General features: G+C 74.2%; 19 protein-coding genes. 4 read left to right on the top strand and 15 right to left on the bottom strand.

Features of this window, described 5'->3' with window-relative positions:
* The first annotated feature begins 78 nt into the window (after positions 1-78).
* The gene (locus JOF36_RS20195; RefSeq protein WP_307862483.1) at positions 79-693 is read left to right on the top strand and encodes a TetR/AcrR family transcriptional regulator; all 615 of its coding nucleotides are present in this window, start codon (positions 79-81) and stop codon (positions 691-693) included.
* Positions 690-1,859: an oxygenase MpaB family protein gene (locus JOF36_RS20200; RefSeq protein WP_210029429.1), complete on the top strand. Its 1,170-nt coding sequence runs from the start codon at positions 690-692 to the stop codon at positions 1,857-1,859. Before JOF36_RS20195 ends, JOF36_RS20200 begins: the two co-directional genes overlap by 4 nt.
* Here JOF36_RS20200 and JOF36_RS20205 read toward each other — a convergent pair.
* From JOF36_RS20205 to JOF36_RS20240, 8 genes are all read right to left on the bottom strand, one after another.
* Positions 1,849-2,754, bottom strand: coding sequence for a M56 family metallopeptidase (locus JOF36_RS20205; RefSeq protein ID WP_210029431.1), 906 nt, complete (start codon positions 2,752-2,754; stop codon positions 1,849-1,851). The two genes, JOF36_RS20200 and JOF36_RS20205, sit on opposite strands and share 11 nt — an antisense overlap.
* An 84-nt stretch (positions 2,755-2,838) precedes the next feature.
* Positions 2,839-3,180 (bottom strand): BlaI/MecI/CopY family transcriptional regulator, encoded by a 342-nt coding sequence (locus JOF36_RS20210; protein WP_210029433.1) that lies wholly within the window; start codon positions 3,178-3,180, stop codon positions 2,839-2,841.
* Positions 3,181-3,235: 55 nt separating this feature from the next.
* On the bottom strand, positions 3,236-3,730 hold the full coding sequence (locus JOF36_RS20215) for a L,D-transpeptidase (protein WP_210029435.1): 495 nt from the start codon (positions 3,728-3,730) through the stop codon (positions 3,236-3,238).
* Positions 3,731-3,877: 147 nt separating this feature from the next.
* Positions 3,878-4,618: an enoyl-CoA hydratase gene (locus JOF36_RS20220; RefSeq protein ID WP_210029437.1), complete on the bottom strand. Its 741-nt coding sequence runs from the start codon at positions 4,616-4,618 to the stop codon at positions 3,878-3,880.
* Positions 4,615-7,107: an FUSC family protein gene (locus JOF36_RS40970; RefSeq protein WP_210029442.1), complete on the bottom strand. Its 2,493-nt coding sequence runs from the start codon at positions 7,105-7,107 to the stop codon at positions 4,615-4,617. Before JOF36_RS40970 ends, JOF36_RS20220 begins: the two co-directional genes overlap by 4 nt.
* A gap of 49 nt (positions 7,108-7,156) precedes the next feature.
* Complete coding sequence (locus tag JOF36_RS20230) at positions 7,157-8,149, bottom strand: SGNH/GDSL hydrolase family protein (RefSeq protein ID WP_210029444.1); 993 nt, start codon at positions 8,147-8,149, stop codon at positions 7,157-7,159.
* Positions 8,150-8,251: 102 nt separating this feature from the next.
* Positions 8,252-9,571, bottom strand: coding sequence for an adenosylmethionine decarboxylase (gene speD / locus JOF36_RS20235; protein WP_307862484.1), 1,320 nt, complete (start codon positions 9,569-9,571; stop codon positions 8,252-8,254).
* Positions 9,572-9,659: 88 nt separating this feature from the next.
* On the bottom strand, positions 9,660-10,799 hold the full coding sequence (locus JOF36_RS20240; RefSeq protein ID WP_210029449.1) for a type III PLP-dependent enzyme: 1,140 nt from the start codon (positions 10,797-10,799) through the stop codon (positions 9,660-9,662).
* Positions 10,800-10,836: 37 nt separating this feature from the next.
* On the opposite strand from JOF36_RS20240, the gene JOF36_RS20245 reads away from it, so the two are divergent.
* Positions 10,837-11,304, top strand: coding sequence for a pyridoxamine 5'-phosphate oxidase family protein (locus tag JOF36_RS20245; protein WP_307862485.1), 468 nt, complete (start codon positions 10,837-10,839; stop codon positions 11,302-11,304).
* Positions 11,305-11,450: 146 nt separating this feature from the next.
* Here the strand turns inward: JOF36_RS20245 and JOF36_RS20250 are convergent, their stop codons facing one another.
* Positions 11,451-12,560: an acyl-CoA dehydrogenase family protein gene (locus JOF36_RS20250; protein ID WP_210029455.1), complete on the bottom strand. Its 1,110-nt coding sequence runs from the start codon at positions 12,558-12,560 to the stop codon at positions 11,451-11,453.
* Positions 12,560-13,759 carry an acyl-CoA dehydrogenase family protein gene (locus JOF36_RS20255; protein ID WP_245352264.1) on the bottom strand — a complete coding sequence of 400 codons (1,200 nt, stop codon included), beginning with the start codon at positions 13,757-13,759 and terminating at the stop codon, positions 12,560-12,562. The genes JOF36_RS20250 and JOF36_RS20255 overlap by 1 nt, the downstream gene beginning before the upstream one ends.
* Before the next feature lie 64 nt (positions 13,760-13,823).
* Here JOF36_RS20255 and JOF36_RS20260 point away from each other — a divergent pair, with 64 nt between their 5' ends.
* Positions 13,824-15,296: an NAD-dependent succinate-semialdehyde dehydrogenase gene (locus JOF36_RS20260; RefSeq protein WP_210029462.1), complete on the top strand. Its 1,473-nt coding sequence runs from the start codon at positions 13,824-13,826 to the stop codon at positions 15,294-15,296.
* Positions 15,297-15,421: 125 nt separating this feature from the next.
* Here JOF36_RS20260 and JOF36_RS20265 read toward each other — a convergent pair whose 3' ends face one another.
* The 5 genes from JOF36_RS20265 to JOF36_RS20285 form a co-directional block, all read right to left on the bottom strand.
* A complete protein-coding gene (locus JOF36_RS20265; protein WP_210029464.1) occupies positions 15,422-15,754 on the bottom strand; it encodes a hypothetical protein in 333 nt (110 codons plus the stop codon).
* Positions 15,751-17,826, bottom strand: coding sequence for a hypothetical protein (locus tag JOF36_RS20270; RefSeq protein ID WP_210029466.1), 2,076 nt, complete (start codon positions 17,824-17,826; stop codon positions 15,751-15,753). Before JOF36_RS20270 ends, JOF36_RS20265 begins: the two co-directional genes overlap by 4 nt.
* Positions 17,823-19,418 (bottom strand): lipopolysaccharide biosynthesis protein, encoded by a 1,596-nt coding sequence (locus tag JOF36_RS20275; protein WP_210029468.1) that lies wholly within the window; start codon positions 19,416-19,418, stop codon positions 17,823-17,825. Before JOF36_RS20275 ends, JOF36_RS20270 begins: the two co-directional genes overlap by 4 nt.
* Positions 19,415-19,792, bottom strand: a complete 378-nt coding sequence (locus tag JOF36_RS20280) for a hypothetical protein (RefSeq protein ID WP_210029470.1) — start codon at positions 19,790-19,792, stop codon at positions 19,415-19,417. The genes JOF36_RS20275 and JOF36_RS20280 overlap by 4 nt, the downstream gene beginning before the upstream one ends.
* Before the next feature lie 122 nt (positions 19,793-19,914).
* Positions 19,915-20,997, bottom strand: a complete 1,083-nt coding sequence (locus JOF36_RS20285; protein ID WP_307862486.1) for a glycosyltransferase family 2 protein — start codon at positions 20,995-20,997, stop codon at positions 19,915-19,917.
* Positions 20,998-21,444 lie beyond the last annotated feature (447 nt).

The following is a 21,444-nucleotide window of genomic DNA, read 5'->3' on the forward strand; positions in this document are numbered from 1 at the left end:
CCTGTGACCGCGGACACGATGCGCCACCATCCCGCCGAACTTACTGTCTGGCTGTACAGACAGTTTTCGGAGGGCGCCGTGCAGGACCGAACGCAGGACGGGCGCAGGCAACGCGGGGCGGACACCCGCCGGGCACTGGTGGAGGCGGCCGTCGAGGTCGTCACCGGCAGCGGGTTCGACCGGCTCACCCTGCGGGAGGTGGCCGGCCGGGCCGGGGTCTCCCCCGCCTCGGCCACCTACCACTTCGGCACCGTCGCCGAGCTGCTCTCCGCGGTCGTCGGCGAGCTGGAACGCCGGTCGGCTCAGCGGCTGACCGAGCTGACCCGGCGCAGCAGGGCGGGCGAGCTCACCCTGCTCGATGCCTGCACCACCTACCTGGTCGACCTGCTCGGGCCGGGACGCCAGGCGTACCTGACCATGCTCGAGCTCCGGATCCGGGCTGCGCGCGACCCCGGGCGGGTCGCACCGCCCGCCGGGCAGGACGCCGTCGTCGTCGACCTCATCCAGGACCACGTCGGCAACCGGGAGCGGGCCGCGGAGCTGTTCTCCGCGGTCATCGGCCTGGCCACCCTCGGCGCCCTCGACCCGGCCCCGCCCGACCCGGCCCGGATCCGCGCACACATGGCCCGGCTGCTCGCCCGGTTCGGGCTGCCGGTGGAGCCCGCGACGACCACAGGAGGCGGACACCCGTGAACACCCACTGGCCCACCGGCCGCATCGCACCGGCCGAGCTCGCCGCCCGCTTCGGCCCGGACGCGGCCGAGCTCGCCGGCCGTGCTCTGCGCACCGGTGACCCGCTCGCCGACGCCGTCGTCGCCGAGATCCGCGACGGCGGCCGCGACGTCCGGGCCCGGCTCGATCTCGGCATCCGCCACGGGCTGGCCTCCCTCGACGACCCGCCGCCCGCCGTCGCGGCGCTGCTGTCGTCCGCGGAGTCACTGCCCGAGGGCACCGACCCGGCCGTCCTCGACTCCGGCGCGCGCCCGATCTTCACCTCCCCGCCGCCGGTACACACGCTCTCCCTCTCGGCCGGTGCGTTGCTGCGCACCTACGTGTCGCCCTCGATCGCGGTGCTGCTCGGCACCACCGGCCGGCTCATCGACGGTGCCGAACGCCGGCTCACCGAGACCGGCCGGTGGCTGCTGTCCGCGACGCTGCCCGGTGGATTGCGTCCCGGCGGCCCCGGCTACGTCGCCACGCTGCAGGTCCGGATGCTGCACGCGCACATGCGCGAGCTCGCCCGCACCCGCGGCTACGACGAGGCGGTGCACGGCGTCGCGATCAACCAGATCGACCTGGCCCGCACATGGCTGGACTTCACGCTCGTCTCGATGCGCGCCGAGGGCACCATCGGCTTCGACCTCACCCCGGCCGAGGTCGGCGAGGTCTACGCCTACTGGCAGGTCCTGGCCCACCAGCTCGGCATCGACCCGGACCTGGTGGGCGGGGTCACCGGGCACGCCGCCGCCGAACGCCTCGACGACCTCGTCACCGCCGTGACCGGGCCGCTCGCGGCGGAGTCGCGCACGCTCGCGGCGGCGCAGGTCGACGCCGTCGCCGGCCTGCTCGTCGAGTCGCTACGGCTGCCCCGGCCCGCGGGGCGGCTGCTGTTGTCGGTGCTGGGCAGGCGCTTCCACGGCGCGGGGACCGGCGACGCGCTGGGCCTGCGCCGGTGTGCCCCGCTGAACACCGGGATCGGTGCGGCCGCGCACGTGATCCGGTGGCGGCGGTCCCGGATGCGCCGCCACCCCGGCGCGCTCGAGGTGGCCCGTGCCCGCAACGTCGCCGCCACCCGGGCGCTGCTCGACGGCGACGCGACCGGCCCGGCGCTGTTCCAGCTGAGCGAGGTCAGTGCGTGAGCAGCAGCCCGAGCGGCACCACGACCAGGACCAGGGCGACCACCCGGATCAGCCAGCGCACGGCGGCGGGCAACGGTGCGGGTGGCGCGGTGACCCGGTCGATCCGTGCCTCCAGCGCATCGGTGAACGACGACAGCGCCGCTGCCGGGGCCGACCCGCCCACGGCCTTGAGCGCGGTGGCCAGCTCGGTCGGGTCGCACAGCTTGCGGGCGACGTCGTCGGCCCGCATCTCGATCAGCCGGGCGACGGCGAGCTGGGCGCAGACCATCCCCCGCACGAACGGGGCCGTCGCGCCCCACGCGACGAACGGCAGCACCACCAGGTCGTGGCGTTCGCGCAGGTGGGCGCGCTCGTGGGCGAGCACGGCGACGACACCGGGGGTGTCCAGGGCGTCGAGCACACCCGCCGACACGACGAGCCGTGAGTTGCGCCCGGGAAGGCAGTACGCGACCGGCACCGGGTGATCGAGCACCCGGGTACCGGAGGCATGGGGCCACGGTGTCGCGAGCACGTCGAGCAGGTCCCGGTGCCGGCGCCGGGCCCGCAGCGTGCGCACCGCGGTGATCGCCAGCACCGAGAGCAGCCTGATCAGCAGGCCCAGTGCGACCAGCAGCGCGCCGACGTGCAGCGGGTCCATCTCCGCCGGCCACCGGCCTGCGGAGACCGACACCCACAACGCCGCGGTCCCGGCCGGCAGGGTGTCCCCCATCGGCGCCAGCCCGTAGGCGAGACCGGCGCCGAACAGCGAGATGCCGCCGCCGAACCCGACGGCCTGCCACAGCAGCAACGCGCCCACCGGGTCGCGGCCGGGCCACCGGGCCGACGCGAGCACGCGGCTGACCGGCTCGGCGAGTGCCACACCGAGCAGCCCGAGTCCCAGCGCGGTCAGCTCCATCGCTTCACATCGTGGCCGAACCGGATCGGAGGTGCCGCACGACCCCTCCGATCCGCGAGGTGGGCACCGGACCGGCCGCGGGTCTCAGCCGAGCAGATCGCGGAGCCGGGAACGCTCGTCGTCGGACATCGTGCCGAGGAAGCGGGCCAGCGCGGCGCCACGGTCGGAGGCGTCGTCCAGCGCGTCGCTCATCAGCTCCGCGACGTGGTCCTCACGGCTGGCGACCGGCCGGTAGTGGTGGGCACGGCCGTCCCGGATGCGGTGCACCAGCTGCTTGCGCTCCAGCCGGCCGAGCACGGTGAGCACCGTGGTGGTGGCCAGGTCCCGGTCGGCGAGCTGATCCTGCACCTCGCGCGCGGTCATGTCATGGTCGGTCTCCCACAGGACGTTCATGACCGCCCGCTCCAACTCGCCCAGACTCGTCACGCCGTTCATGATACGCGATCCTTTCTACGGTTCGTAGAACGGATCCGCGGTCAGCTCAGCGGACCTGGACCTGGTCGCCGACCTGCAGCGTGTCGAACCAGCGCTGCGCGTTCGCCTCGTCGAGCTTGACGCAGCCCGCGGACGGCGTGTCCATCGAACCCTGGTGGAACGCGACGCCACCCTCGGCGAAGAACACCGAGTACGGCATCTGCGTGTAGCTCTCCCGGCTGGTCCACTGCTCGGCCTTCCACTGGACCCCGAACACCCCGCGCGGGGTGGGGTCCGAGGGTGCGCCGGGACTCATCGGCACCGGGCCGGCCAGGATCCGGCCGTCGGCGAAGAGCCAGGTCTGCCGGGTGGCCAGGTCGACGCAGGCCCGGGCGGACGTCGTGCACGGGGTACCCGCGACCAGCGGCCCGCTGACGACCTGCGCGGCGGAGGGCTCGGCCTGCGGGTCGGCCGGTTCGGCGAGCGCGACACCCGCGGTGACCGCCCCGGCCAGGGCGACGACCCCGGCCAGCATCCCGAACCGCCGGGTTGCTCGTCGCATCCGCCCGTCCTCCTGTCGCGCTCCGGCCGGTCGCCGCCGTTCGGCACGGCCCGGAGGGACGCCCGTCGGGGCTCAGCTGCCCTGCGCGACCGTCCGGACCCGGAGAGTAGCCGAAGTAGATCATGAACTCGCCGGAGGGTGCGCGGTTCAGCGCCCCCGGAAGACCGGCGCGCGCTTCTCGGCACGGGCCGTGCGGCCCTCCACGATGTCCTCGGACCGCCAGCAGGCGGCGAACTCCTCCTGCAGGGCGGCGACGACGCCGTCGCCGGTGTGCCCGCCGCGCCCGAACGCGTTCGCGGAGCGCTTGTTGTAGGTCAGGGTCAGCGGCGCCATCGTCGCGATGTCCGCGGCCACGGCCTGGGCGGCGGCACGGTCCCCGAGGGTGTCGGCGAGGCCGCGGGCGTGCGCGGTCGGCGCGTCGACCGTGGCGCAGGCCAGCAGCAGGCTCCGTGCCGTACCGCCGCCGGCGATCTGCACCAGCCGCTCGATCGTCCACGGATCGACGGCGAGCCCGAGCCGCGCGGTCGGCAGCCCGAACACCGCTTCCGGCGCCGCCACCCGCAGGTCGCAGGCCAGGGCGAGCTGCAGCCCGGCACCGATCGCCGGGCCGGTGACCGCCGCGACCACCGGCATCGGGAGGTCCGCGACCGCGTGCAGGGCGGTGTAGAGCGCGTCGAGGAAGTCCTCGCCGTAGACCTCGCCGAAGTCGGCCCCGGAACAGAACGCCGGCCCGCTGCCCGCCACGACGACGGCGCGCGCTCCGTCGGCGCGGACCGTGGCGGCCGCGTCGACCAGCTCTCGGCAGGTGGCGATGTCGAGGGCGTTGCGGCGCTCGGGGCGGTTCAGCTCGATGATCCCGACGCCGTCGCTGGTGCTCACGTTGATCACCGGCGGAGCCTAACCCGGGCGGCTCCGTGCCCCGGCGGCTCGTTCCAGGTGCCGCCGCGCAGCTCCCGGGCCAGCCCGACGGCGAGCTGGTCGATCCGGCGCAGCAGCCGCGCGGCCGCCAGCCGGCGCAGCCGGTGCCCGGGCGGCGAGCCCGCGGTCGTGTTGCGGACCGGCGGGTCGGTCGACGCCACCCAGCCCGCGGTGTCGACGGCCTCGACGCCCGGGAGCCGGAGATCGGGCAGTCCCGCCGGCACCTGCGGCGGCTGCGTGTCCCCGCCCGTGCGGGCTCCGGCAGACGGCGGGCCGGCGGACGGCGGGTCGGCGGGCTGGGCCGCGGCGTCCGCCTCGGCGGTGTCGATCAGGTCCTCGGCCGAGGCGACGCCGTAGTCCGCCGACGAGGAGTCCGGGCCGTGCTCGCGCCGGTCGGACGGGCCCCAGCCGTCGTTCAGGATCCGGCGCAGCCCGTCGACGTTCTCCCGCACCCGCACCGCGGCCGGGTCCAGGGTTCCCGCCCAGCCCGGCACGTGCGCCGTCGCCGCCTGCGCGGCGAGCAGGCGGGTGTAGTGGTCCAGCGCGCCGAGCACCCGGACCGTGTGGTGCACCCCGCGGCGCAGCGGGCGGCGGATGAACGGGTGCTCCAGCGGCCGTGCCCGGTCCCGGACGGTCGCGACGGCGGTGCCCACCTCGCGGGCCTTCTCCAGCGGGTCGTCGGTGCCCCACCGGCCCAGGGCCCGGTCCACCGAGCAGCGCAGCGACGCGTCCACCGCGGACAGCGCCTCGTCCAGGGCGTCGGCGAAGGCGTTGCGCGAGCGGGTCGGCAGGATCAGGTAGGCGGCGAGCATCCCGAGCGCACCGCCGGCGAGGGTCTCCTGCACCCGCAGGACCATCGTCTCGATGCTGAACTGCCCGATCACGCCGTAGACCAGCGCGAGCACGGCGGTGATCCAGAACGCCATCATCGTCTGCGAGATCCGCACCAGGTACAGGGCGAGGAACACGCACACGAACAGCAGCACCAGGCTGGCGAGGACGTTCCCGGCGACCAGCAGCGCGAGCAGCATCCCGGCGACGACCCCGCCCGCGGTGCCGACCGCCCTGGCCCAGCCGCGGCTCAGCACGTCACCGCGGCTGGCGGTCCCGGCGAACACGACGAATGCCGCGATCACCGCCCAGTACCAGCGGTCCGGGGAGATCAGCTCCCCGACGACGATGGCGAGGCCGCCGGCGACACCGACCTGTACCGCTTGGCGGGTGTGCAGTCTCAGGCCGTCGGACTCGGCCTCCCCGGGGCGCTCGGGTTCGGAGGGCGTGCCGGGTGTGGCGTCGGCGTCGCGTCGGTCGGCGATCCGGCGCTGCGCCTGCTCGACGGTGGTCTGCATCGCGTCGGCCAGCCGCAGCACGGCGAACCCGATCCGCTGCGCACGGGCGTCCGGCCCGCTCCCGCCCGGCCGGGCGACGATGTCGTCGACGGCGTCGCGCGCCGACCCGTACAGGCTCGCCGCCATCGGCCGGGGCGTGCCCACCGAGGTCGCCGCGGCCAGCGCCCGGACGCCCGCGCCGAGGGCCTCCCGGTCATCGGCCGGGATCGCGTCGTGGTGCTCGACGGACCGGCGCACCGCCATCGCGACCCGCTCCGCGGCGAGCTCGGAGTCCACGATCCACTGACGCAGCCCGGCGATCTCGCTCTCCGCCTCGTCCGGGCCGCCCGGGGGTGCGCCGCCGGGCAGGTATGCGGGGCGGCGGACGGCCGGGTCGTCGTCGGCGTCGTCGAGGCGGTCCGCGACCAGCAGCGCCGTCTCGTTGAGCCGGAACTCTGCCCGCTGCAGCGGGGCGAGGTCGGGCGCCGCGAGCCTGCCGTGCGCGTCGAGCACGTCCGACGCGGCGAGCAGGACCACGTGCAGCCGGGCCTCGAAGGCCCGCACCAGCGCCTCGAGCACGGTCTCGACGCGACGGACGAAGACCAGGCAGCGCAGCACGAAGGTGCTCCCGATACCGATCACGACGGCGGCGAGCAGGTAGGGCAGCCCGGGCGGCCCCACCTGCAGGAACTGCACGAGGAAGTACGGCGAGAACGTGGCCATGCCCAGTGCCGTGCCGCGCGGGCCGAACCGCCGGACCCCGACGGCCACCATCATGATCAGCACGAACACGGTGTCCGCGGCGATCCAGTGCCCGGCCAGCAGCGCACTCAGCGTCGCCGACGCCGCCGCCGGCAGCACCATGAGCGCGGTGGTGACCCGGCGCCGGGCCAGCTCGGGCTCGTTCACGGCCAGGTTGCTGATCATCGCCAGCACGACGGAGAACAGCACGATCGTGACAGGTGCGCCGGTCAGCACGCGCACGCCGGTGGTCAGCAGCGCGGCGCACAGCATCGCCGCGGTCGCCACCGAGGCCAGGTGCAGCCGGGTGTGGCCCGGGTCCACCGTGGCCGCCCGGGATCGCAGTTCGGCCCACCATGCGGGCCCTCGCCCGCCCCACCGCGCGGTCACGGGCGCGAGTCTGGCACGCACCCGCCGGCGCGGGCCGGGATCGGCGCGCTCAGCTGCCGGTCGAGGCGGCTTCGGCCCGGGCAGGCTGCGACGACGGCGCCGCCACCGGCACGCCGATCACCGCTCCGGTGGCCGCGGCCATGGCGCGCATGCCCTGCGCGTTCGGGTGCACCGGCGCGGCCGGGGAGGTCGGGACCAGGCCCTCCACCCACTTCTGGCCCGGCAGCGTGCAGATGTCGTGGCCGATGGTCGGGGTGTAGGTGTCGACGTAGTCGAGGCCCGCCTCGGCCGCTTCCTCGGCGAGCATCCCGTTCAGCCGCTTCTCGACGTCGCGCAGGTACGCGGTGTCGCCCGCGCTGAACGGAGCGATCGGGTAGCAGCCGGGGCCCTCGTCGGGAAGGATCGACGGGTACCCGACGACCGCGACCCGCGCGGCCGGCGCCCGGTCCCGGATCTCCGACAGCAGGTCGGCCACCTTCGACGAGGCCTCGTCGATCCGACCGGTCAGCTGGTCCTCGCCGCCCGCGGTGTAGAAGTCCCGGCAGGCCGCGCCGAGCAGGTTCTGCGACGAGCGGGTGACGCACTCCTGGATGATCTCGCCGAACCCGATGTCGTTGCCGCCGACGGTGACCGTGACCAGCGACTCCGAGCCGTCGAGCGCGTCGAGCTGGGGCGGGTTCGGGCCGAGGGGGACCTCCTGCGGGGCCGTCATGTCCTCGGTCGTCGCGCCGCTGCAGGACACGTCGGTGAAGTCCCGGAACCCGGCGGAGCTCGCGAGCACCGCCGGGTAGTTGTGGTTCGACCGCTTGCAGCCTGCCGGGCGGCCGGTCTGCAGCGGGACGAGCGGGCCCGCGGCGTAGGAGTCGCCGAGCGCGACGTAGCGCCCGACCGGGGCGGTGTCGAGGTTGCGCGCGGACAGCGTGGTCTCGGCGAACGTCGTCGGGGCCTCGGCCTGCGCGGGCGCCAGCGCGCCCATGCCCGCCGAGGACAGCAGGGTCATGGTGGCCACGGCCAGCCAACGGGCGGGGCGGGAACGGCGCACGGTTCACGGACCTCCGGTCGGGCGGGCGGTGACCAGCTCACCGACCCTGCCCGCCCAACGATCATCGTGACCCGCGGTTACGCCCCGATCGGGCGCCGGGCCTCAGCCGGTGAGCCGCCGCAGCGACAGCGGCGCGACCAGCCGGTGCCGCAGCGACACCTCGTCCCACAGCGCGGGCCGCGACGGCATCGCCGCCAGCCGGGTCGCGGCGACCTCGCCGGGGTCGTCCATCGGCTCGCGGACCCCGGCCAGGAACGCCCACTCGTGCTCCTCGCAGCCGATGTAGACGCCCCGGCCGCCGGTCTCGCCGAACACCGCGGCGAACCGCTGCCAGGCCGAGGTGAGGGTGGCGTCGCGCCAGACCGCGGGGCTGCCCGCCTGGAATACGAGCACGCCGCCCTCGGTGAGCCGGTCGGCGCAGGCCCGGACGAAGTCCTCCTCGTAGAGCCGGTTGATCTGGGCGTCCGGCTCGTCGGGGCGCTCGTCGGGCAGGTCCACGAGGATCAGGTCCCAGTGCTCGGTGCTGTCCAGGACGAACCGCCTGCCGTCGGCGTAGTGCAGCGTCACCGGGCCGTCACCCCGCTCGGCCGCCGCGAGGCTCTGCGGGGTGTAGCCGTACGGGAGGTACTCCGCGCAGATCCGGACGGCCTCGGTGTCGATGTCCACGTGGTCGACGTGCGTGGCCCCGGCGGCGACGGCCATCTCCGAGGCGACGCCCTCCGAGGACCCGACGATCAGCACCCGCTGCAGGTCACGGGCCAGCAGCGCACCCGGCCAGACCAGCGCCTCGTGGTAGGTGAGCTGGGTCTGCTCGGTGGACTGGCGCTCGTCGTCGCAGAACAGCGTGACGCCGTGGGCGGTGTCCGCGACGACGACCTTCTGGAACCCGGTGTGCGCGACGTGGTGCACGGGACCGAGCCGCCAGCGGCGGTCCAGCCCGTCGGAGATCGGCTCGGTCACGGTGCGCGGGGCGCCGCCGCGGTCGACGATCTGCAGCGCGGTGTCGGTCGCACCGACCCGCTCGGCGAGCCCGCGTACCGCGGCGACCGGGTCCGCGCTGTCCCCGCAGGTGAAGACGTCGACGTGCATGCCACCGTGCTCCGGCCAGGTGTGGATCGACGCGTGCGACTCGGCCAGCACCGCGACCACGGTCGCGCCCTGCGGCTCGAACCGCTCGGTGACGATCTGGCGGACCTGCGCACCGGCCTCGGTCAGCGCCGCGGCGAGGTCCGTCCGCAGCCGTTGCTCGTCGTCCAGGATCGCGGCGTCGATGCCGCCGAGCTCGGCGAGGACGTGCCTGCCGACCGGCGAGGACGTACTCGGCAACGCCGGCGAGTCCGGTCCGGCGAGCCCGTGGCTCGGATTCAGCTCCCCGGCCGCTTCGGACGGCACGGGCTGGGTCGGCGAGGTGGAGGATGACACGTCCGGGAACGGTAAACCCCCCGTGAGGTGGATGTCCGCCCCGGACCGTCACGGCGTGGCACGCCTCATCCTCACGGCGTGGCACGCCTCATGCCTCGTCGGCGACGACGACGTCCAGCGGGCCGAACCCGTTGAACCCGACGGAGGCGTAGCTCGAGGTGTAGGCGCCGGTGTGCAGCAGGTCGACCAGGTCGCCCGCGGCGAGGTCGGCCGGCAGCGCGACGGGGGTGCGGCGGTAGATCACGTCGTCGCCGTCGCAGGTGGGCCCGGCCAGCACCGCGGGGGCGGGACGACCGGCCCGCCCGGGCACGCGCAGCGGGTAGCCGATCGCCTCCCCCTCGGTCTCCGCGAGTCCCTGGTAGCGGCCGACGTCGAGGTAGACCCAGCGGCGGTGGTCGATCCCGGGCCGGCGCGAGACCCGCAGCACGCTCGACCGCAGGACGCCGGCCGGGCCGGCCAGCGCGCGTCCGGGCTCGAGCAGCAGGTCGGCGCCGTCGACGTGCCCGGCGGCCGCGGCGCCGTCCACGGCGTCCCGCACGGCCGCGGCGAACTCCGCGGGCCCCGCGACCGGCGACCGGTAGGCCACCGGCCAGCCGCCGCCCAGATCCAGCTCGGGCCGGGCCAGACCGGCCCGCCCGGCCGTCTCCAGCGCGACGGCGACCGCCGCGGCGTAGGTGCCCGGGCGGGTCTGCTGGGACCCGGCGTGGAACGTGACACCCACCGGCTCCAGATCCCGCTGCGCCGCGCGGCGCAGCAGGGCGACCGCCTCGCCCGGCAGCGCGCCGAACTTGCCGTGGAACGGCGTCGCCGAGCCGGTGTCGTCGACCGAGAGCCGCACCTGCACCCGGGCGCCGGGGGCCTCGGCGGTGAGCGCGTCGACGTCCTCGGCGCTGTCGGTGACGAACCGTCGCACGCCGTCCGCGGCCGCCCGTGCCGCGGCGCCGGGTCCGCGCACCGGGTTGCCGTGCTGCAGCGTCCGCGGGTCCGCGCCGGCGGCGAGGCAGAGCGTGATCTCCTGCTGCGAGGCGACGTCGAACCCGGCGCCCTCGCCCACCAGTGCCCGCAGCACCGCCGGTTCCGGGCAGGCCTTGACCGCGTAGAGGATCTGCGCGTCGCCGAACGCCGCGGCCAGTTCCCGGTAGCGCTGCCGCACGACCTGCGGGTCCAGCGCCAGGTACGGGGTCGGACGGTCCTGGGCGAGGACCTTCTCCAGTCCGGGTGAGAGCACGCCCCGATGCTCCCTGATCCTGATCTACGGTGGGACGGTGACCGCACCGAAGCCGCAACGCCGCGCCCGCAAGATCGCGATGACCCCCGAGGAGGTCACCGCGTTCCTCGACGCGGAGCGCACCTGCCGGGTCGCCACCAACGGCGCGAACGGCCCGCACGCCACCCCGCTCTGGTACCTCTGGGACGGCTCGGCGCTCTGGTTGACCTCGCTGTCGCGCTCCCAGCGCTGGGCCGATCTGGAGCGCGACCCGCGGATCGCGGTCGTCGTCGACGCCGGCCACGACTACGGCGAGCTGCGCGGTGTGGAGCTGCGCGGGTCGGTGGAGGTGGTCGGTGAGGTGCCGCGGACCGGGGAGCCGAACGCCGAGCTGGAGCGGGTCGAGCAGGCGTTCGCCGACCGCTACTCCGGCGGGCACATCGGGATCGACGGCCGGCACGCGTGGCTGCGGCTGCGCCCGGAGAAGATCACCAGCTGGGACTTCCGCAAGATCCCCCGGGCCTGAGCCCGAGGCTTCCCCCGGGCCCGAGCCCGAGGCGGTGATCAGCGGGTCGTGTCGGATCGGTGCCGGATCCGGCACCGATCCGACACGACGCACCGATCACGGCCATCCGGTCGCCGGTGGCTCACGGTCGCCCGGTGACCAGCAGCTCACGGCCGGCCGGTCACCAGTGGCCAGAGCCCGTCGGCGCCGGCGTCGAGTGCCACGGCACCGACCCGGTCGTTCCAGTAGGACTCGTTGCCGTCCTCGTCGCGCCAGGCCCACAGCCGGGTGGTCACCAGCCGCAGGTCGTGCTCGCGGGTGAACCCGATCGCACCGTGCACTTGGTGGGCGATCCGGGCGACCGCGGTGGCAGCCTCCCCGCAACGGGCCTTGGCCGCGGCGACGGCGAAGGTCGTCTCCGGGGCGGCGAACCCGGCGGTCTGGGCGGTGCGGGCCGCGGCGGCGGACGCGGCCGACGCGGCGGCGACCTCGGATCCGGCCTCGGCGAGCATCTGCTGCACGGCCTGGAACTTCCCGATCGGACGGCCGAACTGCGCCCGCTCCCCCGCATAGCCGATCGAGCGGGCGAGCGCCCCGCGGGCGGCGCCGGCCAGCAGCAGCGAGCGCGCGAGCGCGGCGCGCAGGGCGAGCTCGGTGGCCGCCCCGGCCGGTGCGGTGCCGGTGGCGAGCGGGGTCGCCCCGGAGAAGGTCAGGGTGTCGCGCGGTTCCTCGGCCATGTTGGCGGCCTCGGTCACCGTGGCGGCGGATGCGTCGAGCACGAGCACCTGCTCCCCGTCGAGCACGACGACGGCCGCCAGCGACCGCCCCCACGGCACCCGGGCGAGGGTCCCGGACACGGTGCCGCCCTCGGTGCTCAGCGACCCCCCGGACACGCCGGTGGGCGCCGCCGCACCGGGTCGCGGCTCCGCGACGGCGCTGGCAGCGGCCGGGTCCCCGCCGATGGGAGCGGTCGGCTCGGTCGCGGTCACCACGGCGGCCAGCGGGCCGTCCGGCACGTCGACACCCGCGGCCCGGGCCAGCCAGCCGGCGAGCAGGTCGGTCTCCGCGAGGGGCACCCGTGCGGCCCAGGCGCCGGCCGCCTCGAGCAGCACGGCGGCGTCGTCCAGGGTCCCGCCGGTGTCCGGCGCGGTGAGCGCGGTCAGCCCGGACTCCGCGCACGCGGTCCAGGCGGTGCGGTCCAGACCCGTGGTTTCCTTCTCGTAGGAGTCCGCGAAGATCGACTCGGCCAGCTCCGCCAGCTCGGTGTTGCGGGCCATCAGCGCAGTCCCATCCCCCGCGCGACGATGCCGCGCAGGACCTCGTTCGTACCGCCACGCAGCGTGAAGCCGGGGGCGTGCAGCACGGCGTCGGCCAGCAGCCGGGCGAACCCGCCCTCGGCGGCCGGGTCCGGCCCGATGTCGACGAGCAGCCGGGCGGCGTCGACGATCTCGTTCTCGTACCGGGTACCCAGGTCCTTCACCAGCGCGGCGGCCAGCTCGGGTGCCTCCCCGGACTCCAGCGCCCCGGCGATCGCGAGGGACATGCTGCGCAGTGTCCACAGTCGCGCGACGAGCGAGCCGATCCGGCGGCGGGTGCCCGGGTCGACCGGTCCGGCCGCCCGGAGCTCCCCGACGAGCGCGGACAGCAGCGGGTAGGTGGACAGGAACCGTTCCGGGCCGGACCGCTCGAACGCGAGCTCCCCGGTCACCTGTGCCCAGCCGTTGCCGATCTCGCCGAAGACCCGCTCGTCGGGGATGAACACCCGGTCGAAGCGCACCTCGTTGAAGTGGTGGGCGCCGGTGAGCAGCGGGATCGGCCGGATCTCGATGCCGGGCCGGTCCAGCTCGACCAGCAGCTGCGACAGTCCCGCGTGCCGGTTGGCGTCGTCCTTCGGCGCCGTGCGCACGAGTGCGAAGAACGCGTGCGCGTGGTGCGCGCCGGAGGTCCAGACCTTCGTGCCGGTCAGCTCCCAGCCGCCGTCGACGCGCTCGGCGCGGGTGCGCACCGATGCCAGGTCCGACCCGGAGTCCGGTTCGGACATCCCGATGCCGAAATAGACCTCGCCGCGGGCGATGCCCGGCAGGAACGCCCGGCGCTGCTCCTCGGTGCCGTGCCGCAGCAGCGACGGCCCGATCTGCCGGTCGGCGACCCAGTGCGCGGCCACCGGCGCACCGGCGGCCAGCAGCTCCTCGGTCACCACGTAGCGCTCCAGCGGGGAACGCCCGTGCCCGCCGTACTCGGTCGGGATGGTCATGCCCAGCCAGCCGCGCTCGCCGAGCCGTTTCGAGAAGGCCTCGTCCCAGCCGGACAGCCACACGTCCGCGCGGGGTGTCCACGCCCCGGCGGCGCGTTCGGCGTCCAGAAAGGACCGGACCTGGGTCCGCAGCTCCGCCAGGTGCCCGGGCAACTCCACGGGCTCGGGGACGAGCTCCGGCAGTCTGGTCAGCGTCGTCGATGCTCCTGCCACGGTCGTCATCATGGCCCTTCGCCCCATCCCCCGCTCCTGTCTATGGGCCGACTCACCGAGGTACGTTTTCGCCATGAGCACCAATGCTGACGAGCGCAGGGTCCTGGAGGCCGTCCCGACCGGGCTGTTCATCGGTGGGACGTGGCGAGCGGCCGCGAACGGGGCCACCGCGAAGGTGGAGGACCCGGCCACCGGCGAGGTGCTGACCGAGGTCGCGGACGCCGCCCCGTCCGACGGAATGGACGCGCTGGCCGCCGCACACTCCGCGCAGCCGACGATCGCCGCACTGCCGCCGCGGCAGCGCAGCGAGATCCTCTACCGGGCCTACGAACTGCTGCACGAGCGGGCCGACGACCTGGCCCTGCTCATGACGATGGAGATGGGCAAGCCGGTCGCCGAGGCGCGCGGCGAGGTCGTCTACGCCTCGGAGTTCCTCCGCTGGTTCGCCGAGGAGGCCGTCCGCATCGACGGTGGCTACCAGGTCGCGCCGAACGGCCAGACCCGCTTCCTGACGATCCGCCAGCCGGTCGGCGTCTGCGTGTTCGTGACGCCGTGGAACTTCCCCCTCGCGATGGGCACCCGCAAGATCGCACCGGCGATCGCGGCGGGCTGCGCGTCGATCATCAAGCCGGCCCCGCAGACGCCGCTGACGATGCTGGCGTTCGCCCAGGTACTCGCCGACGCCGGGCTGCCCGACGGCGCCCTCAACGTGATCAACGCGACCGACGCGGGCGGCGTGATGGAGCCGATCATCCGGGACGGCCGGGCCCGGAAGATCTCGTTCACCGGGTCCACCCCGGTCGGCAAGAAGCTCCTGGCACAGGCCTCGGAGAAGGTGCTGCGGACCTCGCTGGAGCTGGGCGGCAACGCCTCGTTCATCGTGCTCGACGACGCCGACGTCGACGCCGCGGTGGAGGGCGCGATGATCGCCAAGATGCGCAACATGGGCGAGGCCTGCACCGCCGCCAACCGGTTCTACGTGCAGCGCGGCGTCGCCGAGGAGTTCACCGCCAAGCTCGCCGAGCGGATGGGCGGTCTGAAGGTCGGGCGCGGCACCGAGGACGGCGTGAACGTCGGCCCGCTGATCGACGCCAAGGGCCGGGACAAGGTCACCGATCTGGTCGCCGACGCCGTCGCCAACGGGGCGAGCGTCGCGATCGGTGGGCAGGCCCAGGACGGCCCCGGCTACTTCTACCCGCCGACCGTGCTCACCGACGTCCCGGCGAACTCGCGGCTCAACCACGAGGAGATCTTCGGGCCGGTCGCGCCGATCACCGTCGTCGACACCGAGCAGCAGGCCCTGGACGCGGCCAACTCGACCGAGTTCGGGCTGGTCAACTACGTCTACACCCGCGAGATCAACCGGGCGCTGCGCATCGCGGAGAACCTGGAGAGCGGCATGATCGGGCTCAACACCGGCCTGGTGTCGAACCCCGCCGCGCCGTTCGGCGGCGTCAAGGAGTCCGGCCTGGGCCGCGAGGGCGGCCGGGTCGGCATCGACGAGTTCCTCGAGACCAAGTACGTGGCCATCGGCTACAGCGGCTGACCCGCCACCGCTTCCGACCGGATACCGCTTCCGACCGGACGCCGCGAGGGGCACCTCCGGAGCACACGGTGCTCCGAGGGTGCCCCTCGCGGTATGTCGGGGGTGGCGCGCGTTGCCGGACGCGGTCAGTTGGCCGGTGGTGGCGCCGGGTCGGCGGGCGGCGGTGCCGGAGCGACCGGGGCCTGCCCGGGCTGCTGACCGCCCGTCGGCGCCTGGTCGGACGGCGCGGTCACCGCGGCCTCCCCGTTGAGCAGCAGGTCGACCAGCTCGGCGCCACCGTTCAGCGTCAGCATCAGGACCAGCAGGACGACCGAGGCGACCACCGCCGCGGTCAGGCCCCGCTGGGCGGACCCGGCGGTCGACAACCGCCCGCGGTTGGTCTCCACCACCCAGGCCCGGGCCGCGAACAGGGCCAGCACCAGGAAGGACACGATCCAGGTCAGCGCGTATCCCGTCACGGGGTGCCTCCCTCGACCGCTCCCGGAGCTGCCGTGTCCGGTGCGGGTACCTGCGGCGCGGGCACGCCCGGCACGGGGGGCGGCTCGTTACGGACCAGAACCGCGTTGAAGCCGTTCTCGTACGTCGCCCGGTACTGGCCGGACTCGATGAGCTGCTGGCGGACCGCCAGCGTCCAGCCCGGCTGCTCGCCGTTCAGCACGACGCCCTGCTTCTCCATGGACTTGTAGATGAGCAGTGTCTGCGGCTGCACCAGCTCGATGCAGCGGATCGGGTCGCTGGCCAGGATCGCGCAGCCGTCGCCGCCCGACGCCATGTTGTTGTGCTGGCCGACGCCCTCCAGTGCGTACGGGCCGACCGTCGCCAGCGGCTGGACCGTGGCGCCCGGCGGGGCCTGGTCGTAGGCCTGCCGGGTCATCTGGACGTCCTCGGTGGTGACGTCGAGGTAGGCGTCGTTGCCGCCCCGGATGAGGATCAGCAACGGGAACAGGACCAGCATCGCGGCCACGAACAGCCGTTCCCGTTTGCGGTTCACCCGGGCGAACGCGCGCAGTGCGTCCACGGCCAGGATGGTCAGGATCGGCAGCCCGTACAGGATGACGCGGAACAGCAGCTCGCCGCCGTAGCTCTGGACGACGGCCATTCCCATCGGGATCCCGGCCAGCGCGATCGGCACCAGGTCGCGGCGCCGCTTCCAGTACACCCAGGCACCGGCGATGGCCAGCAGCCAGGTCAGCCCCGGCATGAGCACCCGGAGCAGCTTCACCACGATCTGGCCGGTGTCGCCCTCCAGCCGCTCGATGAACCCGGCTTCGACCGCACCGGCCTCCCCGGCGCCGCCGGTGATCATCGAGATCTGGTTCAGCCAGAACTCCCGGGCCGCGATCAGGATGAAGACCGTGACCGCGAGCGTCGCGACGATCACGAGCCCGCGCCCGCGGAACCGGCCGACGAGCGCCAGCACGACGAGCTGACCGATGATCGCGAACGGGGTCAGCTGGTGGGTCGGTGCCAGCGCGATCAGGCACAGCGACATGCAGAAGTAGATCAGTAGCAGCTGACGGGCCGGCAGCGTCGGACTGTTCGGCGGGGTCATCGCACTGATCAGCCATCGCCGCCAGCGTGGAAGCGATGGTGCGCCGCGGTGTGCCCTCGGCCAGCCGGGAACGCCCGCGTTGTCCACCCGGCGGGTCGCCAGCGGACCGAGCGCGAAGGTCAGCACCGTGAGCAGCAGCACGATCGCGGTCGCCTGCGGCGAGAAGTAGTCCTGCTCGATCCAGTTCAGGCCGACGAACAGCCACGCCGCAACCCACGGGGCCCGGGTGCCGCCCAGCATCGAGCGCGCGAGCGCGTAGACACCGATCGCCCACACCGCGACGACGGCCGGCGGGTACCAGCGCAGGATCGTGTCCAGCTGGTCGGCGCCTGCGGCGTCCCGGAACCAGGCCCACTGCGCGAAGAACGCCGGCCAGTAGAACCGGGCGTCGACGCCGGTGGGCGGCACCCCGTTGCCGGCGACCGCGTCCACGAAGCCGGAGATCAGCCAGGCGGTGGTGAACCGGGCCTGCGGCTGGATGACCGACGGCATGCCGGTGGTGCACAGGATGAGCACCGTGGTCGCGGCGCCGAGCATCGGGATCCGCGGGCGCGGCGACCACAGCTCGACCACGCAACAGGCCACCGCCAGGCCGACCGCGACCCACGCGAGCGGACTGAGCACCGCGGCCAGGCCCCAGCCGCCGATGTCGGACAGATCGGTCGTCGCGGCGGCGAACGGCAGCAGCAGCACCGCGAGCACGGCGAGCACCGGGGCGCCCCAGGTCCACAGCGGGGACAGCGGGCCGGTCGGTGCCGGCGCCTGCGGAGGTGGCGGCGGACCGCCCGTCCCGGCCGGGCGTGGGAGGGGACCGCGGACCGCGGTGGTCGGCGAGTCCGGTCCCGGAGGGCGGACGTACTGGGTCCGCTCGCTCGGGCTCGCCTCGACCCCGTGGGCCTGGCCGCCCGCGCCGTGCTCGGCGTAGCGGGGCCGGGCGGACGGGTCGGGTCCGCCCGTTCGGCGGGTCTCCGACGTCACGACTTCACCTCCGAGGTGCTCCGGCGCTTCCACGCCGGGACGAATCTGAGTGCCAGCGCGCAGGCGACCTGCGCGCCGACGTACCCGAGGACCATCGGCATCATCATCATGCTGACCGAGGTCGTCTCCGGGTCGGGCAGGGGGACCACGGCGGCGAAGCCGACCACCAGTCCGGTGTTGATCAGGTTGAGCTTGGCGTAGCCCATGCCGTCGCCGTCGGCCTGGCGGCGGGCCAGCTCGAACACCACGAGCAGCCGGAACAGCAGCCCGGCCATCAGGGCCGCCAGCGCGAGGGAGCCCTCGGCGTACCCCGCGCCGAGCAGCGACAGCACCGGGTAACCGAGCGCGGCGCCGGCCACCAGCATCGGCACGAAGATGATCAGCATCCGGCGCCGGGTCGCCCGCGCGAGCTCCTCGGACCGGTGCGGCTCACGGGCGATCTGCACCGCCAGGGAGTTGGTGAAGAACGTCGCCGCGAGGTCGACGACCGTCACCGCCTGCCAGCAGATGAAGAAGACGGCGCCGATCTCGTTGCCGAGGCGCAGGTTCGCCAGCAGCGGGACCTGGTTGTACAGCGCGGCGTTGCCGACCTGGGCCAGCGCCGTCGGTGCCAGGAACGCCATCATCGCCGCGCGCTCCGGCAGCACGCCGGGCCCGCCCGCGGCGGCGAACCGGCGGGTCATGTACCAGAGCACGACGGTGCCCGCCGCGACCCACAGCACCACCGGGATCACCCAGGACAACACCATGCCCTGGGCGGCGAAGGAGGCACCGAGCAGCAGCAGCAGCGCCAGCCGGATGACGGCGAAAGTCCCGTTGCGCCAGACCGCGACCCACGGCCGCCCGACGGCGACCATGACGAAGTCGTGCACCACGAACACGCCCCAGCCCGCGCAGGCCAGCACGAACAGTCCCAGGCCCAGCCCGAACGACCCGCCACCGGCGGTGACGGCGATACCCGGCCAGATGACCGCGTAGGCCAGCCCGAGCAGACCGGACAGCGGCATGATCAGCAGCAGCGCGCCGAACACCAGGCGGACCGCCTTGCGGCCCGAGCCCGGGAGCCAGCGCATGAGGCCGATGCCCAGGTTGAGCTGGGCGGCACCGCCGATGAGCTGCATCGCGGCGACGAACTCCGACGCCCGGCCGACCTCGGCCTGGTCCATGATCCGCGCGGCGATCACCCAGCCGAGCAGTCCCGCGACCGAACCGAACGCCGAGCTCAGCGACAGGGCGAGGCCGTCGCCGATACCACCGTTGCGCGACGCGCCGCCGCCGTCGTCGTCGGCCGCGGTGGCCTCGCGGGGCGGCGGGGGCGGGTTCTCCCCCGGCCCGCGCAGGCCGACCGCCGGCAGGAACTCGGTGCGCTGCTCGGAGAACTCCCGCGAGCGGGCACGGGCCCGTGCGACCTCCAGGCGCTGGGTCGGTGTCTCGGACCCGTTCTCCTGCAGCACCGGGCCGGGCGTGGGCAGCGCGCGGGTCGCCGGGTCGGCGTACGGATCGTGGCCGGCACCGGCCTGAATACCGGAGACCGGGCCGGGACCGGGGCCACCCGCGTCACGCGGGGTGGGCGCCGGCCCGACCGGACTCACTGTGCGACCACCGCGTGCCGCAGCAGGAACGGAACGCTCAGCAGGGTGACGACGAACAGCGCCACGCTCGGGTACCAGAGCCCGAGGCTGACCATGATCTGCCCGCCGATCAGCGTGACGGCGGTGCCGACACCGAGGGTCAGCAGCCACACGTGCGCGGCGGGTGCGCGACGCAGGAACCCCGCGGCGGCCCAGCCGGGTCCGAGCAGCAGGAAGCCCATCGTCACGAGCAGGCGGAACTCGCCGAGGGCTCCCCCGGACACGTTCGCGAGGTTGAGCAGGCAGGCGATGACTCCCGCGGCCACGAGCAGGATCGCCACGTAGCGACGTGCGGTCCTCGCCCGGGTCAGTTCTGCTGCGGAGGGCACGCTCACCGCTGCACTCACCTTCTTCCGATCACCGGCGCCCGTCCGATCGGACGGGCGCCGGTGGTGTGTCGTGGACCCGCGTGGTCACGGGCCGTCGGTCGTCGGGCCGGTCCGGCCCGGGACGCGGATCAGGACGCCTCTTCCCGCCATGCGTACCGCACGCGGGTCTGCTCGGGACGCCCGGTCCCGTCGTGCGCCGGGCCTGCGGCGCCACGACCCGGCACACCGACACCGTCGACGCCCTGACCACGGCGATCGTGGGCAGCCGGCTGCGGCGCGGGCTGCGGGCGGTGCGGCGGCAGGGTCGGCACGTCGACGTTCGCGGGCTGCGGAGCAGGCCGCCGGCGCTCCGATGGAACGGCGGGCGGCCCGCCCACGGCGGCAGACGGCGCCGGGTGCGCCACGTTCACACCGTTCGTCCGCTTCGCGGCCGGGGCCTGGTCCTCACGACCGGCCCGGCGACGCTCGGACGCCAGGGTGCGCAGCACCCGGGTGCCGTCGGCGAACGTCCGCAGGTTGGTCTCGCCGAACATCCGCTCCTTCTCCACCGAGGGCACCTCGGTGATGGAGAACCCGGCCGTCGCGACCCGGCAGTTGAGAACGGTCTCGATCTCGAAGCCGTCGCCCCAGTACATCCCGTCGTCCGGGTGCGGGGGCAGGTCGACCGGCGGCAGCTCCAGCTGCGGCAGGATGTCCGCCCAGAACGCGTTGTAGCCGTAGCACAGGTCCGTGTAGCGGGTGCCGAACAGCGTGTTCGCGACCAGGTTCAGCCCGGCGTTGCCGCTCTTGCGCAGCAGCGTGATGTCGTCGCTGCCGCCCCCCTTGGTGAAGCGGCTGCCCTTGGCGAAGTCGGCGCCCTCGATCAGCGCCTGGACGAACCGCGGGATCTCCTGCGGATCGGCCGATCCGTCGGCGTCGAACATGACCAGCACGTCGCCTGTCGCGGCGGCGAAACCGCAGGCCATCGCGTTGCCCTTGCCCTTGCGGGTCTGGCGCACGATCCGCACGTCCGGCAGGACCCGCCGGGCGGTCTCGATGGTTCCGTCCTTCGAGTTGCCGTCGACGACGAGAACTTCGTGGACGGCAGGCCGGACGGCGGCGACGGCCGGGAGTACGATCTCCAGGTTCCGTGCTTCGTTACGGGTCGGCACGATCACCGACACCCTAGGTTCACGTGGGCGGTGCGGTTCGTGGTCAGGCCCCTGATTCACCGGTCTCTCCCCCGAATCGATCGGTCTGGGCGCGCGCTTGTGGCGAGCTGTCTGGTGTCCGGCAGCGTCGACGGCACCGGGTCGTACACCCCCCGCACAACGGGGGGCATACGGCTTATCTCCGCGGCCGTCGATCGCGTTACGTGACCCGTACCGCAATGGGTATCACCCGAACGGTCCAACCCCCGGGAACGACGGCTGTTCCACAGCGCACCGACCACGCGAACACAACGCCGGATACTACGGACGAAGGGCCGTTCGATGGTGTCCGGGACCGCCCGTGGAGCGCTGGAAGAGGGGGCCGTGCGCCGATTTCCGACGAGCGGCCAGCCGATCACGACGAACGGACGAGCATCGTAGACCTTCGTCGACGGCGATATCGCCCACCGGCGGTTCCCTGCCGCGCCGAACCGGCCCGGTGGGCCGAGGGGTAGCGTTGTCCGCCGC

Origin of the sequence: Pseudonocardia parietis (assembly GCF_017876315.1) — a bacterium.
GTDB classification, from domain to species: domain Bacteria; phylum Actinomycetota; class Actinomycetes; order Mycobacteriales; family Pseudonocardiaceae; genus Pseudonocardia; species Pseudonocardia parietis.